The 250-nt window shown below is 64.8% G+C and carries 1 pseudogene; it reads left to right on the forward strand.

Annotated elements, in window-relative coordinates:
* Positions 1-250, forward strand: a pseudogene (locus HLUSI_RS29665) (AMP-binding protein); the annotation flags it as partial.

A 250-nucleotide genomic window follows, 5' to 3' on the forward strand; every position in this document is an offset into this window, starting at 1 on the left:
CGCGCGTGGCGGCCGGCGTCGGCGCTGAAACTGCGCTCGCCAAAACCACTTCTTCTTCCCCGTTTTACATCGGGTTCACCTCCGGTAGTAGCGGTTTGCCCAAGGGATTCCGCCGCAGCCACGGTTCGTGGACCAGCAGTTTCGACATCTGCCTGGAGAGCTTCGGCGCCGGCGCTGCCGCCACCTTGCTGGTGCCGGGCCGGTTGTCGCATTCGACTTTCCTGTTCGGCGCCTTGCTGGGCTTGTGGAG

Source organism: Herbaspirillum lusitanum P6-12 (genome assembly GCF_000256565.1).
Lineage (GTDB): Bacteria > Pseudomonadota > Gammaproteobacteria > Burkholderiales > Burkholderiaceae_D > Herbaspirillum > Herbaspirillum lusitanum.